This window comes from Streptomyces sp. NPDC006463 (assembly GCF_042870715.1).
In the GTDB taxonomy this organism is placed as follows: Bacteria; Actinomycetota; Actinomycetes; order Streptomycetales; family Streptomycetaceae; genus Streptomyces.
On the sequence record NZ_JBIAHP010000004.1, the window covers coordinates 181,714 to 196,740 of the forward strand.

General features: G+C 68.0%; 9 protein-coding genes and 1 pseudogene. 6 read left to right on the forward strand and 4 right to left on the reverse strand.

What is annotated here, in order from left to right; translation table 11 throughout:
* Positions 1 to 152 precede the first annotated feature (152 nt).
* Positions 153 to 815: a TrkA family potassium uptake protein gene (locus tag ACFYOB_RS10000; protein WP_328928088.1), complete on the reverse strand. Its 663-nt coding sequence runs from the start codon at positions 813 to 815 to the stop codon at positions 153 to 155.
* Positions 812 to 1,480 carry a TrkA family potassium uptake protein gene (locus ACFYOB_RS10005; protein WP_266614489.1) on the reverse strand — a complete coding sequence of 223 codons (669 nt, stop codon included), beginning with the start codon at positions 1,478 to 1,480 and terminating at the stop codon, positions 812 to 814. The genes ACFYOB_RS10000 and ACFYOB_RS10005 overlap by 4 nt, the downstream gene beginning before the upstream one ends.
* A 197-nt stretch (positions 1,481 to 1,677) precedes the next feature.
* Between ACFYOB_RS10005 and ACFYOB_RS10010 the strand changes: the two genes are divergently transcribed.
* Together ACFYOB_RS10010 and ACFYOB_RS10015 are read left to right on the forward strand one after the other, a co-directional pair.
* Positions 1,678 to 3,726 carry an APC family permease gene (locus ACFYOB_RS10010; RefSeq protein WP_388557186.1) on the forward strand — a complete coding sequence of 683 codons (2,049 nt, stop codon included), beginning with the start codon at positions 1,678 to 1,680 and terminating at the stop codon, positions 3,724 to 3,726.
* A 170-nt stretch (positions 3,727 to 3,896) separates the two neighbouring features.
* The gene (locus ACFYOB_RS10015) at positions 3,897 to 5,234 is read left to right on the forward strand and encodes a class I SAM-dependent RNA methyltransferase (RefSeq protein ID WP_388557188.1); all 1,338 of its coding nucleotides are present in this window, start codon (positions 3,897 to 3,899) and stop codon (positions 5,232 to 5,234) included.
* A 271-nt stretch (positions 5,235 to 5,505) separates the two neighbouring features.
* Here ACFYOB_RS10015 and ACFYOB_RS10020 read toward each other — a convergent pair whose 3' ends face one another.
* Positions 5,506 to 6,954: a hypothetical protein gene (locus ACFYOB_RS10020; protein WP_388557190.1), complete on the reverse strand. Its 1,449-nt coding sequence runs from the start codon at positions 6,952 to 6,954 to the stop codon at positions 5,506 to 5,508.
* 101 nt (positions 6,955 to 7,055) lie between these two features.
* Here ACFYOB_RS10020 and ACFYOB_RS10025 point away from each other — a divergent pair.
* A pseudogene (locus ACFYOB_RS10025) lies at positions 7,056 to 7,425 on the forward strand (transposase); the annotation flags it as partial.
* 137 nt (positions 7,426 to 7,562) lie between these two features.
* On the opposite strand, the gene ACFYOB_RS10030 reads toward ACFYOB_RS10025, so the two are convergent.
* The gene (locus ACFYOB_RS10030; protein WP_388557193.1) at positions 7,563 to 7,787 is read right to left on the reverse strand and encodes a hypothetical protein; all 225 of its coding nucleotides are present in this window, start codon (positions 7,785 to 7,787) and stop codon (positions 7,563 to 7,565) included.
* A 129-nt stretch (positions 7,788 to 7,916) separates the two neighbouring features.
* Here ACFYOB_RS10030 and ACFYOB_RS10035 point away from each other — a divergent pair, with 129 nt between their 5' ends.
* The 3 genes from ACFYOB_RS10035 (at position 7,917) to ACFYOB_RS10045 (ending at position 14,960) form a co-directional block, all read left to right on the forward strand.
* Positions 7,917 to 8,765 (forward strand): hypothetical protein, encoded by an 849-nt coding sequence (locus ACFYOB_RS10035; protein ID WP_388557196.1) that lies wholly within the window; start codon positions 7,917 to 7,919, stop codon positions 8,763 to 8,765.
* 15 nt (positions 8,766 to 8,780) lie between these two features.
* A complete protein-coding gene (locus tag ACFYOB_RS10040) occupies positions 8,781 to 9,071 on the forward strand; it encodes a carbohydrate-binding protein (protein WP_388557199.1) in 291 nt (96 codons plus the stop codon).
* 459 nt (positions 9,072 to 9,530) lie between these two features.
* On the forward strand, positions 9,531 to 14,960 hold the full coding sequence (locus ACFYOB_RS10045) for a sacsin N-terminal ATP-binding-like domain-containing protein (RefSeq protein ID WP_388557202.1): 5,430 nt from the start codon (positions 9,531 to 9,533) through the stop codon (positions 14,958 to 14,960).
* Positions 14,961 to 15,027 lie beyond the last annotated feature (67 nt).

The following is a 15,027-nucleotide window of genomic DNA, read 5'->3' on the forward strand; positions in this document are numbered from 1 at the left end:
CCTCCCTACCCCCCCCCCCCCCCCGGGGGGGGGGGGGCCCCCCCCCCCCCCCCGCGCCCCCCCCCGGGGGGGGGGGGGGCCCGCCGGGGGGGGGGGGGGGGGGGGGGGGCCCGGTCGGCCCCCCCCCCCCCCTTCGGTGTCTGTCCGCTTCCTCAGCGACGGGCCTGGAGGAGGTCCTCCAGCTGTTCCTCACGGGCCTGGGCGGCCACGAAGAGGAGTTCGTCGCCGGGCTCCAGGGTCTCCTCCGCGTGCGGGGTGAGGACCCGGTTGCCGCGGATGATGGTGACCAGCGAGGTGTCCTCGGGCCAGGTGATCTCGCTGATCTGGGTGCCCGCGACCGAGGAGTCGGCCGGCAGGGTCAGCTCGACGAGGTTGGCGTCGCCGTGGCTGAAGCGCAGCAGCCGGACCAGGTCGCCGACGCTGACGGCCTCCTCGACGAGGGCCGACATCAGGCGCGGCGTGGAGACCGCGACGTCGACGCCCCAGGACTCGTTGAAGAGCCACTCGTTCTTCGGGTTGTTGACGCGGGCCACCACGCGCGGCACCCCGTACTCGGTCTTGGCGAGCAGCGAGACGACGAGGTTGACCTTGTCGTCACCGGTCGCCGCGATGACGACGTTGCAGCGCTGCAGCGCAGCCTCGTCCAGCGAGGTGATCTCGCAGGCGTCGGCCAGCAGCCACTCGGCCTGCGGTACCCGTTCCACCGAGATGGCGGTCGGGGCCTTGTCGACCAGGAGAACCTCGTGGCCGTTCTCGAGCAGCTCGCCCGCGATGGAGCGGCCCACCGCGCCCGCTCCGGCGATCGCGACCCTCATGCGTGTGCCTCCTCAGGCCCCTCGGCGAAGGCCGCCTCGACCTTGTCGATCTCGTCCGTGCGCATCATCACGTGGACGAGGTCGCCCTCCTGCAGGACCGTCGCCGACGTGGGCAGCATGGCTTCGCCCAGTCGGGTGAGGAAGGCGACGCGGACGCCGGTCTCCTCCTGCAGCTGGCTGACCTTGTGGCCTATCCAGGCGGCCGAGGTGTGCACCTCGGCGAGCTGCACACCGCCGCTCGGGTCGCGCCACAGCGGCTCGGCACCCGAGGGCAGCAGCCGGCGCAGCATCTGGTCGGCGGTCCAGCGGACCGTGGCGACCGTCGGGATGCCGAGGCGCTGGTAGACCTCGGCGCGCTTGGGGTCGTAGATGCGGGCCGCGACGTTCTCGACGCCGAACATCTCACGGGCGACACGCGCGGCGATGATGTTGGAATTGTCACCACTGCTGACGGCCGCGAAGGCTCCCGCCTCCTCGATTCCCGCCTCGCGCAGGGTGTCCTGGTCGAAGCCGACCCCGGTGACACGGCGGCCGCCGAAACCGGCTCCCAGCCGGCGGAATGCGGTGGGGTCCTGGTCGACGACGGCGACCGTATGCCCCTGCTGTTCCAGGGTCTGCGCGAGGGCGGAGCCCACTCTTCCGCAGCCCATGATGACGATGTGCACGGCCGTCCTTCCGGCTGTCAGCGCTCGCTGGTTTCCAGCCTCATTGCATGCTCTGGCTTAACAGGGTCTCAGACCATGGCCCAAGCTACACACGGGCGGTCATCAGTGTGACCCCTTGGTGTGCAGTCGGTGGTGAACTGCGGCGGGAAGGGGTGGGGGGTTCGTCAGCCGGATTTCGAACGCTTACGATCCTCTGCGTGTCCAAACTGACCGACCTGCCCAAACGGATCCTGATCGGCCGGGCGCTACGCAGCGACCGCCTCGGGGAAACTCTCCTTCCCAAGCGGATCGCCCTCCCTGTCTTCGCGTCCGACCCGCTCTCCTCCGTGGCATACGCCCCGGGCGAGGTTCTGCTGGTCCTGTCGATCGCGGGCGTGTCGGCGTACCGATTCAGCCCGTGGATCGCCGTCGCGGTCGTGGTGCTGATGTTCACCGTGGTCGCCTCGTACCGCCAGAACGTCCACGCCTACCCCAGCGGCGGCGGCGACTACGAGGTCGCCAACACCAACCTGGGGCCCAAGGCCGGTCTCACCGTCGCGAGCGCGCTGCTCGTCGACTACGTCCTGACCGTCGCCGTGTCGATCGCCTCGGGCGTCGAGAACCTGGGCTCGGCCGTTCCCTTCGTGGTCGAGCACAAGGTGGCCTGCGCCGTCGGGACGATCCTCTTGCTCACGCTGCTGAATCTGCGCGGCATGAAGGAATCCGGCAAGCTCTTCGCCATTCCGACCTATGTCTTCGTCGCCGGCGTATTCATCATGATCGCGTGGGGTGCGTGGCGCGGCATCGTGCTCGACGACACCATGAAGGCCCCGACCGCCGATTTCGAGATCAAGCCGGAACAGGAGGGGCTGGCCGGGTTCGCGATGGTCTTCCTGCTCCTTCGCGCCTTCTCCTCCGGTTGTGCCGCCCTGACCGGCGTCGAGGCGATCAGCAACGGCGTACCGGCCTTCCGCAAGCCCAAGAGCAAGAACGCGGCGACGACGCTGGCCCTGATGGGCGCCCTGGCTGTGACCATGTTCTGCGGCATCATCGGCCTGGCCATGGTCACCGACGTCAGGATGGCCGAGAACCCGGCCACGGACCTGCTGGTGAACGGCACCCCGGTCGGCCCCGCTTACGTCCAGAACCCGGTGATCTCCCAGGTGGCCGAGGCGGTCTTCGGCGACGGCTCGTTCCTCTTCATCATGCTGGCCGCGGCCACCGCGCTCGTGCTGTTCCTCGCCGCGAACACGGCGTACAACGGCTTCCCGCTGCTCGGCTCGATCCTCGCCCAGGACCGCTACCTGCCGCGCCAGCTGCACACCCGCGGCGACCGGCTCGCCTTCTCCAACGGCATCGTGCTCCTCGCGGGCGCCGCCGCGCTGCTCACCTGGCTCTACGGGGCCGACTCGACGAAGCTGATCCAGCTCTACATCGTCGGCGTCTTCGTCTCCTTCACGCTCAGCCAGACCGGCATGGTGCGGCACTGGAACCGTCACCTGAAGGCCGAGAAGGACCCCGCCAAGCGCCGCCACATGATCCGCTCCCGCGCGATCAACGCCTTCGGCGCCTTCTTCACCGGCCTCGTGCTGGTCGTCGTCCTCGCCACCAAGTTCACCCACGGAGCCTGGGTCGCCCTGCTCGGCATGGTGATCTTCTACGGCACGATGACGGCGATCCGCAAGCACTACGACCGGGTCGCCACCGAGATCGCCGCCGCCGAGGAGCGCCCCGACGAGTACGTGCGCCCCTCGCGCGTGCACTCCGTCGTCCTGGTCTCCAAGCTCCACAAGCCCACGCTGCGGGCCCTCGCCTACGCCAAGCTGCTGCACGCCAACCGGCTGGAGGCGCTCAGCGTCAACGTCGACGAGGTCGAGACCAAGGCCCTCAAGGAGGAGTGGGAGCGGCGCGGGATCAACGTCCCGCTGAAGATCCTCGACTCGCCGTACCGGGAGATCACCCGCCCCGTGGTGGAGTACGTGAAGGGGCTGCGCACCGAGAACCCGCGCGACGCGGTCAGCGTGTACATCCCCGAGTACGTCGTCGGCCGCTGGTACGAGCACCTGCTGCACAACCAGAGCGCGCTGCGGCTCAAGGGCAGGCTCCTCTTCACCCCCGGCGTCATGGTCACCTCGGTGCCCTACCAGCTGCAGTCCTCGGAGCTCGCGAAGAAGCGGGCGAAGAAGCGGGCGGAGTGGAACGCCCCCGGCGCGGTGCGCCGCGGCCCGGTGGACGCCCCGCGGTCGAAGACCCCGGCGGGGAAGTAGCGGCGGGGAAGTAGCGGCGGCGACGCACCGGCGGCGACGCACCGGCGGCGACGCACCGGCGGCGATATAGCGGCCGGACAGGGTTGGCGAACGGCCGGACGAGATCCACGTAAACTGGTGGGTCGGTCGTCCGGCCGTTCCCCGTTTCAGTTTTTTGGAGTCTCCCCACCATGACGAGCGCCGAGCAGAACGAGAAGCAGTCACTGGTCGGGGAGGAGTACGAGGTCGAGGTCGGCCCCGTCGCGCACGGCGGCCACTGCATCGCGCGGACCGCCGAAGGCCGCGTCCTGTTCGTCCGCCACACCCTGCCGGGCGAGAAGGTCGTCGCGAAGGTCACCGAGGGCGACGTGGACTCCCGCTTCCTGCGCGCCGACGCGATCACCGTGCTGGAGGCCTCCAAGGACCGCGTCGAGGCGCCCTGCCCCTACGCCGGCCCCGGCAAGTGCGGCGGCTGCGACTGGCAGCACGCCAAGCCCGGTGCCCAGCGCCGGCTCAAGGGCGAGGTCGTCGCTGAGCAGCTGAAGCGGCTCGCGGGCCTCACCCCGGAGGAAGCCGGCTGGGACGGCACCGTCATGCCGGCCGAGGGCGACAAGCTGCCCGCCGGGCAGGTCCCGCAGTGGCGCACCCGCGTGCAGTTCGCCATCGACGAGGACGGAAACGCGGGCCTGCGCAAGCACCGCTCGCACGACATCGAACTGATCGACCACTGCATGATCGCGGCCCCGGGCGTGAGCGAGCTGGGCATCGAGAAGCAGGACTGGCCGCAGATGGCCACCGTCGAGGCCATCGCGGCCTCCGGCTCGAACGACCGCCAGGTCGTCCTCACCCCGCGTCCCGGCGGCCGCCTTCCCCTCGTCGAGCTGGACAAGCCGGTCTCGGTCCTGCGGGTCGAGGAGAAGGACGGCGGGGTCCACCGCGTCCACGGCCGCCCCTTCGTACGGGAGCGCGCGGACGGCCGTACGTACCGCGTGGGCATGGGCGGCTTCTGGCAGGTCCACCCGCAGGCCGCCGACACCCTGATCAAGGCCGTCATGCAGGGCCTGATGCCGCGCAAGGGCGAGATGGCCCTCGACCTCTACTGCGGCGTCGGCATCTTCGCGGGCGCTCTGGCGGAACGCCTGGGTGACACGGGCGCGGTGCTCGGCATCGAGTCCACGAAGCGCGCGGTCGAGGACGCCCGGCACAACCTGGAGGACTTCCCCCGGGTCCGCATCGAGCAGGGCAAGGTCGAGACGGTCCTCCCGAAGACCGGCATCACGGAGTGCGACCTGGTCGTCCTGGACCCGCCCCGCGCGGGCGCGGGCAAGCAGACGGTCCGCCACATCGCGGGCCTCTCGGCCCGCCGCATCGCCTACGTGGCATGCGACCCGGCGGCCCTGGCCCGCGACTTGGGCTACTTCAAGGAGCACGGCTACAAGGTCCGCACCCTGCGCGTCTTCGACCTCTTCCCGATGACGCACCACGTGGAGTGCGTGGCGATCCTTGAGCCCATCGCCAAGGGCCTCTGACCTGCGGGGTAGGGCAGTGTGCGTTATGGGCGCTGTGTGCGTTGTGGGCGATATCTTGACGCTGATTTGACGCCGTGACGCACGCCTGACGCACACAGTCAACGATTCCTGACGTCTAGTCAGCTAAGGATGGGCGCCTCCGCGGCAGATTGTGATCTTGCTGCGGAAGGCGCTCTTCTTTGTAGTGAGCGGCCGAGTCTGTCGCTCTCAGACTCGCGCTCCGCCTTCCTCCTCCGAATATGCTCTGTGACTGCTTGGCGGGGGCTCGCTGCTAGAAGCCGGGACCGTAGGGGTTCCATCCGTGCAGGAATGGCCGCAGATCATCGGCGCGAGGTTCGGGAATATCCGGCAGGCGGAGCGTCCCGTTGAGTGGGTTCAGGCGCTGCACGTGGCCTGAGGCCCAAACGATCCATGCCTCGGCTTCGTCCCTCTCCGGACCAATCGGCAGGGTCTGTGTGTGGAGGTAGAGGGCGTCGATGTACTCGGCCAGGCCCACTGCGCGACGCCATGCCTTTTCTTGTGCTTCGAGTCGCTGGACGCGAACTGTCTCGGCGTAGTCGATCTTTGCTTGTTCCATCGCAGCTTCCCACCGGAGCCGCTTCTCCCGCGCGGCCTCCAGGTCGGTCAGCCGTTTGCGTTCGGCAGCTTCCCCCCGGAGTCCCACTTCCTGCACGATTTCGGCGAGCTGGTCCTCAAGAGGGCGTGCGGCCGTGTCGGCCCACTCGTCGGCCCTATGCCGTGACCCGCCGCTGATGCAGATCCTCAGGCGTTCAGCCGGGGAGTGGTCGTACCGAGCAATCCTGACCCAGGAGTGCTTCTCGGCGTCCGAGAGTTCCTTCTTCGTGGGGATGTGTTCGGCCCGGTCCTGTTCCTGCAGGATGAGGAAATCGCATCTCTGGCCCTGGGTTGTGATGGTGAAGTGCGGAGGGCCGTTTCGCCGGCGATGCGGTGCCGGTGCGCTCTCGGCTGTGCCGAATGCGATGGCGCACCCCAGCCTCTGCGTTGCGGTGAGCAGCGCGTGGATGAGGCGGAAGGCTCTGCCCTGCACAGATTTGGTCAGCGCCATGGGCTGGGGGTGCGCCTGCAGAGCTTTGACCACGGGGTGTGGAGTGGTGAGCCGTGCCGGTACGGGGACGGGTGGCAGTACGGCCAGGCGCCAGGCGGGGGTGTCGACGAGCCGGATTTCGTATCCGTCGGGGCACCAGCCAGCGTGCAATTTCTTGGTCTCAGGGATCTTTCCCGACCGGCGTGCTGCGGCAACACGGATCGGCCATTTCTCGGTCTCCCGACCGCTGGCTTCGCATTTGACGACGCGGCCGCCGGCTTCGGCGAGCTCCTCCAAGAGCTGCTCCGTGACGGTCTTGGTCTTCTTCCGTGGAAGGGAGCTGGTTTGCTGCACCGGCACGGGGGCAACTGCCTTGACGCCGGATTTCTCGTTCTTGGCCACGTCGGGTGACTGGATTCCAGCCTGCGGCGCTGGTGCGGTGTCTTTGCTGCGAGGTTGTTCGGGCGGATGGGATCCGTGGTCCAGGTATTGCTGGCCGGCCTTGGTGAGGGCGACGGACCACTGTCCCTGACGCCTGGAGACTTTGACCAGTCCGCGGCTGTGCAGGGCTTGGCAGCTGAGTTTGTGCCCGGTTCCTTCCCACACGCCGTCAGGGCAGCCTCGGCCGACCCATTGCAGCACTTGCTGCTGCCGTTTGTTGAGCTCTCGTGGCACCTGAACTCCCCACCGTGCGAATGCCTGATGGGCATGCTCTCAGCCGCGGGCCTGTCCGGCGGGTCATGTGACCGTCGCGGCTTGGGGCCGTTGGCATGAGCGTGGGGCGGGGAGGCTTAACGTATGAGGAGTGGGCCCGGCTGAAACCGCATCTGCCGAAGTCCGGGGTAGCGCGGCGGCCGTTGGGCCAACCACCGCAAGGTCATCAACGGGATCCTGTACCGAGTGCACTGGGTGCCATGGCGGGATCTACCTGCGCGTTTCGGTCGTTGGGAGACAGTGTGCGAACGGCACAGGCGCTGGTCGGCTGACGGCACCTGGGGCAGGAGCTTCGCGGCCGTCCTGGCTGATGCCGACGCGGAAGGCCGGATCGACCGGTCGATGGTGAGCGTCGATGTGACGGCGTCCGCAGGGAGCTCTGGAGGCTGGCGAACGGCATGTGCCAAATATGAGGGAGGGAAGGGAGCCAGACCCTGGGATCACCGGAGGCACGCCGGGTGCCTCTCCACGCTGGAGTGGCGCTGGGAGACCGTCTAGCCAGCCACCGCCGGCATCCTCTTGAACTTTTCGGATGCGTATCAGGCTGTCCAGCTCAGCGGGCGGGAACTTCACTCTTCCGTCGAGACCACCACCTGGGCTTTGGCGGGAGGGCTGGCCAGCGCCGACCTGACCCACTTGACGAGTGGAGACACGACCTCGTAGCAGCCCTTGAGGTCATCGACGACCCTCTCGACCGTGGCCACCGTCCGACGGAGGTCTTGGGTTACCTGCTCGGCATTCTCGGCGAAGACTCGGGCGTCCGTGACGAGGTCGATCGTGAACTGCCGGTTCATGCGCAACTTCCCTTCTCCTGCGGGCGTGACTGCGTCGCACTCGCGGATCGAGAAGACGCATCGTGGTAGGTTTCACGAATTGCTGGTGATGTGAAACGCAGGCTACACGGTTCACGAGGAGTCGGTGAAGTGAAAGCAGGATCCAGTTCGGCGGTGGCCTTCGGTCGCGTGTTGCAGGCAGCGCGCAAACGCTGGTCGAAGACCCAAGCCGATGTCGCCAGCTTCTTCGATCCCAAGCTCTCCGTGGCCGCTGTCTCGATGGCCGAAAGCGGCAGCCGTCCGCCCAGAACCGAGGCGATGGTCCGTGGCTACGCCGTCGCCCTGGAGCTCGACGAGGATGCTCTGCTTCAGCTCTGGTGGGCGATGCAGGGGATGATCGGGATCGATATCTGGGCCGAAGAGCTGCCGGTCCCCCAATGGTGGCGGGAGGGTGAGGTGAGTCCTCAGGCAGAGCTCGACCATCACCAAGCCCGTAGCGACGCCAGTGGGGCCTGGACCCCGAACGAGGACTTCTACGAGCCCTCACTGGAGCTGTTCGCCCTCGCCGAGGCGATCTGCAAGATCCTGGTGCGCCTACTGGGCGACTCTTGGAAGGTTGGCTACAAACACGAGATCGGCCTCCGCGACCCTATTGACGGGCGCCTCGCGGCAGTCATCATCGAACTGCGGACAAAGGTTTCGGACGGGGACGAGTCAAACAAGTCCCCTGAGCTGATGGTCACATTCGCATGCCCGGAACCCGTGGCTCGACCTGTTCCGTCCGAGCCGACGGCGAGGACCAACTCTGAGGCCATCTCGCCCGACGTAGCATGGATCCTCTCTTCGGTCGAGGCGATGCCTGCCCGCGAGCGAGCAGCGGTCGCCGGCTTCATCCATGGACTGCGAGAGGGAGCAAGCCTCTTCTCCGAGCAGGTCTCCTCGACGCCTACGTCGCAGACACCTGTCAGCAAGGGGCAGCGAACGCGGCACCGGACATGACGCAATCTCTCACGGGTGAAGTTCCCCGGTGATGATGTACAGCAGTTGGCCGAGTACCGCTACCGGGCTGTGAATGGGTCTCCCGGCGAGCAGCAACAGTTCAAGGTCCGGGTGGCCTGCGGCGTCGAAGGCCGCATCGAGGTCCGGCTCGACCCCCTCTCCAGCACCGCGGTCGCCGGCGTCCCCGTGTCCAATACCGGCGGCCGGCAGACCTGGACCACCGAGACCGCCGACGTCTCCGGGATCACCGGCACTTACGCCGTCTATCTGCCCGTCTGTCTGCGCGACCAGTCCGCGATGCATTGAGGGTGTCTTGGGGTCGCCCGGCGGCTCGGCCACCGGTCCATCAAGGTCACCGTCGACATCTACGGACACCTCGTGCCCGGCGCCTGGCGTCGCTGCCGGGAGAGATCCTGCAGACCGCGTCGCTGACCTGGGAAACGAGATGCCAAAGTCCCAAGTGGTCGCCACCGGTTGGTTGAGCCCGGCGGCGATCATTCTGGCGTCCTTGGCGACGGTCTCGAACGCGAGGGCCCGCAGGAGAGGAGGCAATGACTCACACTCTGACGGAGTGTCGGGTGTTTCACGTTGGTTCATATCGTTGGTGCTGTGATTGCGGTTCTCTCGCCGACCGCTGGCCCATCGGGAGCCGAGACGTCCTGCTGCGGGTCTCGAGTCGACCTGCTCATGCTTCTCGTAAGGCCGCCCGCCTTGCCTGAACTCCTCGCTAGAGTCCCCGCATAGATAGGGCAGAGGGGGGAACGCGTGGCTGCTGTCGACTCGGGTCAGCTTGAAGAGGCGTGGGGACTCAGGGGGGCCGATGGCTCAGTTGGCTACGGCAGCGAGTTCGCCGCACAACTGATGACCTACACCCGGGAAGTGCTGGGCGAGTGGCAGCACACGCGTAGGTGGAAGCCGGGCAAGCAACTGCGCGGTCTCTCCCGGAGCACCACTCGCGACTACAGGGGCCGTTTCCTCCTGGAACTTCTGCAGAACGCTCATGACGCCCACCCCGGTGAACGGAACGAAGGGCAGGTGCACATCCTGCTCGACGAGGAGGAGGGCGAGCACGGCACCCTCTATGTCGCCAACGCGGGCAACCCCTTCACCTGGGACGGCGTGGATTCGGTGACCAAGCTCTCCTGCAGTGACAAGGTGGTGGGCGAGGGAATCGGCAACAAGGGCGTCGGGTTCCGCAGCGTGTTGCAGATCAGTGCCGCACCCGAGATCTACAGCGCCAGACCTGACGGTGGCACCCCGGCCGTCCTGGACGGCTACTGCTTCCGCTTCACCACGCCCGACGACCTGAGCCTGCTGCTGGCGGACGCCGAGCTTGTGCGCCGGGCGACCGAGGAGTTCCCGCCGCTCCAGCTCCCGTTCCCGGTCTCCGATGTCCCCGAGAACTGCGCGAAGCTGGCCCTGGCCGGCCATGTCACCGTGATCCGGTTGCCCTTGCGCAGCGCGACGGCACGCGGCGAGGTGCGGCGGCGGATCGACGAGCTGGTCGGCTCAGGCGCTCCCGCCATGCTGTTCCTGGAGCGCCTTGAGTGTCTGGTGCTGGAACGGCGTGCGCGTGATGTAGAGGAGCGGACCGAACTGACGCGCTCCGAGAAGCGGTTGTCAGCCGTGCCGAACGTTCCGGCTGCGGGCGGTGCACCGGCCGTGTCGCTGGCGCAGGTTGATCTCGGCCCGATCGGCCGATTTGTGCTCGCACGCGGTACGGTGCCTGCCGCAAGACTGCGCGCCACGGTTGCTGAGGCCGTCGAGGACGAAGGGCTGGACGACTCCTGGACCGAGTGGTCCACACCCGCCGTCATCGAGATCGCTTTGCCGGTCGTGTCGGCTTCACCCGGGCGCGTGTACACCTTCTTGCCGCTCGGCGACGATGTGATCGCTCCGCTGGCCGGCCATCTCAACGCGCCGTTCTACACCAAGACCGACCGCACGGGCTACGACAGCGAACACCCACTCAACACCATGCTTCTTGATGCCGCGGCAGAGACCTGTCTCACCGCCGCCGCAGCGCTGCGGGGCAGCAAGACACCGGATGCCGCCCGATTGGCGGTGGATCTGGTGAGCTGGCACCCGAAGTGGGCCGGGCGGGTGGCCGCTGCGTCGCGGCGGACCCTGGGGCGTGAACTCGCCGACACGCCGATCGCGCCGGTGCTCGGCCCCGCTGGCCCTGCCGGATCCCCGCTGGCGTGGGGATCTCCGCGAGCCGCTGTCCTGTGGCCTGAGGCCGATCTGGCAGTGCTCACCGCGCGGGCGGCATGCGAAGCCGACGTCGAGGTGGTCGACACGGCTCTGCCGCGCGGGCCGCGCACCCGCCTGGCCAAGCTCTGCGAAGCCCTGCGGTGCCCCCTGGAACCGTCGGCGGAGGAGCTTGCCAGCCACGTCGAGCGGATCGCGGCGACGCTTCCTCTGCCTGGACCGGACGAGCCCGTCGACGTGTGGGACGGCGTCTACGCGGATCTGCCCCACCTCTTCGAGGGCCGCGGCCGGGTACTCCAAGGCCGCAAACTGCTGCTGGCGGCCGACGGGACGTTGCAGCGTATGAACGGCGCGGCAGCGGTCGATCACGTCCCTTCCAACGAGCTTCGCCGGTCCCGGCGCCAGGCGTTCTTCCCGCCAGCCCGGGGGCTCTCCGAACCCTCTGGCTCCACCGCTGCTGCTGCCGCCAGCGACCTGGCGGTGCCCGCGTCCCTGAGCAAGCGGCTGTTCTATCTGCACCCGGGCCTGACCTGGATCGAAAGTGAAGGGCAGGTGCGCCGGCAACAGGCCCGCCTCTTCCTGGAACAGCATCGTCTCGTACGCCGGTTCGACGCGGCAGGCCTGCTGGAGCACGTCCGGCATGCCCTTTCGCGCAGCAAGGACCAAAAGCTGCGCATTCAAGCCCTACGCTTCGTCTTCCACCTGCACCGTTCCCGTCAGTCCTCTGGTGCGCTGCGCCTGCGTGACCTTGGTCTCTACGTGCCGTCGGCGGACGGCCCGCTCATCCCGGCGGCGAGTGGCAAGTTCGGGCCGGGCTGGTCCGGCACCATGGGAGAGGACCTGGCGCGCGTGGCGCAAGAGGGGCGTGAGGAGAGCGTGTCCCTGCGCTCGCTCGCCCGGCAGTTCGTCGCGACGCCGGATATGCTCCTTCGCCGTGGGGAGGCAGAGGCCGACTGGCGGGCGTTTCTCGGCGAGCTCGGTGTCACCGACGGCTTTCGTCCGGTCTGCACACCTGCCGCCGATACCACGGCGGAGGGATGGCGACTGACACCGGCCGACCTGGTGCACATGGCGAAGGTGCCCGTCGCCGTCGCGGAGCAATGGCAGCCGCACATTCACCGGGACGGGCGAACCGCCCAGTACCCCTACACGCCGTACAAGGGAACCCCGGCCTACCGGCTCCCAGGCCAGGAGACCGTCGACCAACTAAGCGAGCCCGCCCGGCTCGCCTTCGCCCGGCTCGTGCTGCACGGCCTGCCGCAATGGTCCGCCAACTGCTTCACCAGCACGTGGTTCAGGGACCGGTCTGGCAACAAGGATCCCCAAAAAGTACCGACGCCATTAGACGCCTTTGTACGGGAGCAGCCCTGGCTTCCGGTGCGCGGCCGGGGCCGCGCGGTGCGTTTCGTACGCCCAAGGGAAGCCTGGCACTGCCCGCCCAGTATGGAGGAGGAGCCCCTATTCGCCCCGACGATCGCTCGGCAGGTGAGCTCCCTGTTGGAATCCCCGGAGGTGGTGGCGCAGCTGCGGTCGTACGGTCTTCCGACCTGGAACGATGGCCGGGACAGCGGCAGACTTCTCGCGGCCCTGGCCGACTTCGTCGCCGAGGGTGCGGTCGGGTCCGAAGGCCGTCCCGCGCTGCAACGCGCCAATGAGTACGCGTGGCGGTCTCTGGTCACCCGGGCCCGTACGAACACCGCATCCAGCAGCCTGCCCTTTGCCGGCGGCGCCCTGCTCGCGGAGTCGGGAGAGCTACTGATCGCCGTGCCGTTCGCCGGCCTTTGTGACGGGAACAGCACGCTCTACGTCACAGACGAACGGGCAGGCGTCAAGGCACGCATCGCCCAGGAGATGGAACGTCCGTTGCTCGTGGTACCGGGCTTGGCCCGGGAGGTCGTCGATCTGCTCGTGCGTGGGGGAGCGCGGTCGGTACGTCACGTGGACGAGGCCCGGCTGGAAGTCTTCGTCGATGAACAGCCACTGGACCGGTCGGAAACCGGGACACCGCTGGTCACCGTCCTGCCGTGGCTGCCGATGGCGCTGGCGGCCCTGGCCGACCATAGTGCCCAAGGGATTCGGCCGACCGAGGCGTCCCTGGCGGAGTTGGTCGCAGGCATTCGGCGGATCGGCTCACGTACCTACCGGACGCTGGAGATCCGGCTGGATGAGGAAGAGGTAGCGCTGCCGGACCGGCTCGGTGGAATCCTGCCGCTGCCCGACGACCACCGCCCCCTGCTCATGGGCCGGGCCCAGCCCGATGACTGGAACGCGGTGGCGCGGCTCGCCGAACCCGTCGCTCACCTGATCGGCCGGCCCGATCTCGGCGTCCGGCTGCGGCTGGCGGCACGCGAGCTTGAGCACCTGCATGCCGATCTCCGAGAGCCGGGGCAGGAAGAGTTTGCTCAGGCACTCGGCCTCTCCTCGCACCAACTCGCCGAAAGCGTGCAGCGCCTCGAAGGCACCACTGCCGCTGTCGTCCACCGCTGTTACCCGTTCCTGGTTCACTTCCTCGGCCGCGAGCGGGCCGACGCCCTCGTTGAACCGCCTCCCCGCGACACCAGGGAGTTCCAGGCAGCGATTGAGTTCCACACGGCGGAACTGCCGGTGAAGGCTGGCGCGCTCCTGACCGAGGCACGCCGGTCACGCGACACCGACGAACTGCGGGAAGCGCTCGGCGTCGGGTTCGCGGAGTTCAATGCCACCCTGGCGGGGCTGGCTCCTGCGCACAGCGTGATCAGCCACGCCGACGCCCACCGGGAGGCGATCCAGAAGCATCTGCTACTGCATCGGGGAGCACTTCTCGACCGTCTCCGGCGGGCTCGGCTCGGGCGGTTCGATGCCCGTGAAGCCCAGGCAGACTGGCGGCAGTTGCGTGCGCTCGAAGGAATCGAACCTCCTGCGGATTGGAATACAACGCTGGAGACGGCGACACCGGAGCAGGTACGCGCTCGCGTGGAGGAGGTCCTCGCCGAGCAGCTGGGTTCGCAACTCCCCGCGGAGGGAGAGGGCCTCCCCGCCTACACAACCCTGCTTCCCAGAAACCGAGCGGCCATCAGGACAGCTGTACCCGACCTGGTCGCCTTGGTCCGTGCCTGCCGCCGTCCGCTGCCGACTGCACTGGATCACAGCGATCCAGCGGAGGTGGTGACCGAACTACTTGACGGGGTCGGCGCGCTGGACTTCCGTCTTCTCGAATCGGAGAGCATCGTCGCCTGGCTCTCGGCACTTGGGCACTGGCCAGCTGGCATGCCTGCCAGTGCAGACCCCGCGGTCCATGGTGTGACAGCCGCTGAAGTCGAAAACGGCCGCAGGGCCGCCGACTCGGCACAGGCACAGCGCGAGCGCCGCCAGCGGATCGTCACCGTCGGCGGGAAGGAGGTCGATGTGTGCACCGGCGACTTCGGCGGACTGACTGCCGAACTGCAGCGAGCGCTCGACGATGATCCGCAGCTCCTCGGCAGTCGTAACGTCTTTGCCTCACTGACTCCCATGGATCCGGGGAGACGGAAAGCGCCGTCCGGCGGCCGTGGTGGCGTGGGCAGCAGCGAGCCCCGAAGGTTGTCGGCCGTGCAACGAGAAGCGATCGGCTACGCCGGGGAGTGGTTCGCTTACCAGTGGCTTCGCCGTCACTACCCGTCTGCGAACGAAACCAGCTGGGTCTCGACGAACCGCAGGAAATTCTTCCCCGGACTCCCTGGAGACGACGGGCTTGGGTACGACTTCTGTGTCGGCACTGGCCGCCAGCCCTTGCTGTTCGAGGTCAAAGCCAGTCAGGGCGAGGGAGGCCAAATCGAACTCGGCGAGAGCGAAGTCCGGGCGGCTCAGCGGCACACCGGCAGCGACCGCTGGCGGATCCTCATGGTGACGTCGGTGCTGGAACCTGCCCGGCTCCGGATGGCGATGCTCCCCAATCCCTTCAGCGCGCGAGGCCGCGATCTGTACCGGGAGGAAGGCGGTGCGCTGCGCTTCTCGTATCGCCTGTGAGTCAAGAACTCGGCCAGCCTCCGCACGGATCACCACGCCCTCGTAGCCGACCTTTATGGGTGACCAT